General features: G+C 58.8%; 1 protein-coding gene. It reads left to right on the plus strand.

The annotated features are described in order from the left end of the window. Nucleotides 1-3 precede the first annotated feature (3 nt). The gene (locus U5A56_RS36720; RefSeq protein WP_374692812.1) at nucleotides 4-1,848 is read left to right on the plus strand and encodes a TRAP transporter large permease subunit; all 1,845 of its coding nucleotides are present in this window, start codon (nucleotides 4-6) and stop codon (nucleotides 1,846-1,848) included. Nucleotides 1,849-2,289: the final 441 nt, after the last annotated feature.

Below are 2,289 nucleotides of genomic sequence, written 5' to 3' on the forward strand. Positions count from 1 at the left end.
ACTCTGTCCAACTCGCAGTCCCGCTGCCCGACGATCGAGCGCGTCCTTGCATCCGCCGTCTCATGGATCGGCGCATTCCTTTTGGTCGCCGTCATCGTGCTGTTGTTTGCCGGTGTAGCTGCACGATATGTTTTCCACATGCCACTCGTGTGGTCCGATGAATTGTGCTCAACTTTCTTTCTCTGGCTCGCTATGCTCGGTAGCGCGCTGGCTGTGCGCCGCTTGTCTCATATGCGCATGACCGCACTCGTCAGCCGCGTAGGCGCTCGTTGGACCCCGTTCTTCTCAGTCCTTGCACTCACCGCGGGACTCGCGTTCCTGCTACTTGTACTGGTGCCTGCATATCATTACGCGAGCGAAGAAGCATTCATCACTACGCCAGCCTTGGAAATTTCTGGCGCGTGGCGCGCCGCCGCTTTGCCCGTTGGAATTGCCCTGATGATTGTGTTCAGCCTCTTCCGGCTGATTGACGTCGCGACGGACCGACGAAGCTACGCCGCCGCCGCCATTGTTATCGCGCTCGTTGTTGCGTTTTGGCTGACCGGCCCTCTGCTCTCGGGCCTCGGGCAACTCAACCTGCTAATTTTCTTTATCGGCGTAGTCGGTGTGTGTGTCTTCTCCGGCGTCCCGATCGCCTTTGCGTTTGCACTTGCCACCCTCGGCTATCTCGCACTGACAACTCGCGTGCCCGTGATGACGCTGGTCGGCCGCATGGACGAAGGTATGTCACACGTGATGCTGCTCGCCGTGCCCACATTCGTCTTACTCGGCTTGCTGTTGGAAATGACCGGAATGGCGCGTGCAATGGTGCAATTCCTCGCCGGTTTGCTGGGACATGTTCGCGGCGGCCTGTCGTACGTCCTCGTCGGTGCAATGTACCTTGTCTCTGGCATCTCGGGCTCCAAGGCCGCAGACATGGCAGCGATCGCTCCAGCACTGTTCCCGGAAATGACCAAGCGCGGCGCCAAGCCGGGCGAACTCGTGGCACTCCTGTCCGCGACGGGCGCACAAACCGAAACGGTCCCCCCCTCCATTGTTCTCGTCACTATCGGCTCCGTGATGGGCGTATCTATCGCCGCTCTCTTTGCCGGCGGGCTCGTACCCGCGCTCGTGCTCGGCATAGGCCTCTGCATTGTCGTAGGTATGCGCAACAAGAACGAGGACGTCTCCAAGGTAACGCGCTTATCGCGGCGGGCGGTCGCGAAGCGCCTCCTGCTCGCGCTGCCAGCCCTCGCCCTGCCTTTCGTCATTCGCGCTGCCGTGGTCGAAGGAGTTGCCACCGCCACGGAAGTCTCCACCATTGGCATCGTCTACTCCATCATCGTCGGCCTGGTTGTCTACCGGCAATTTGATTTCCGACGCATTCAGCCGATGCTCGTCGATACCGTCGTCTTGTCTGGTGCAATTCTGTTTATCATCGGCGCCGCATCGGCCATGGCCTGGTCACTCACGCAGTCCGGATTCTCCCGAGACCTCGCCGCCGCAATGCAGTCGCTTCCAGGAGGCCGCAATACTTTCCTCCTTGTCTCCATCGTCGCCTTCATCGTATTGGGCAGCGTACTGGAAGGCATCCCAGCAGTGGTACTATTCGGCCCGTTACTCTTCCCCATCGCGCACTCCATGGGAATTCATGAAGTGCACTACTCAATGGTCGTAGTCTTGTCGATGGGGCTGGGCCTGTTCGCACCGCCATTCGGAGTTGGCTATTACACCGCTTGTGCCATCGGCAATGTCAACCCTGACGAAGGCATGCGACCAATCTGGGGTTACATGCTTTCGCTCTTAATTGGCCTCGCTATCGTCGCAGCCTTTCCGTGGCTTTCGACAGGATTTATCAAGACTGCGTAAGCCTGTCCTTGATGGGGAACTCTTAGAAAATGGGCTTGTTGTGGCCGCTCGCCTGAACTCAGCCAAAACAAGGCTGAAATATGCGACCACTTTGCATTCCTTTGTTCCGGCAAAACACCGACCAGGAAGCTGGCGAATCAAGCCAGCAGTAGTACTGCGGCTGACCGTGCTCACATCGATTGACTACCTCAAGCATCCGGCGCACGGAACCTCGGAACCGAACGAGGACGCTAAGGCCATTCCACGCGACAGCACAATGCTAAGGGTCACGCATGCTCGCGTCTCACGGTTCGCGAGCTATTTCGCCCGGCTCTGGCCGGGCGACTTTTTCGGGCATTCCGTGGAGGCCGAGATCACGTTCAACCCGCGTGCCTCGATACAAGGGTAAGCGGCTAGCCAACGCGTCTTGACGAGAGAGTTTAGGCGGCGTTCGAGTATGGC

The organism is Burkholderia sp. BCC1998, assembly GCF_905339875.1.
Lineage (GTDB): Bacteria > Pseudomonadota > Gammaproteobacteria > Burkholderiales > Burkholderiaceae > Burkholderia.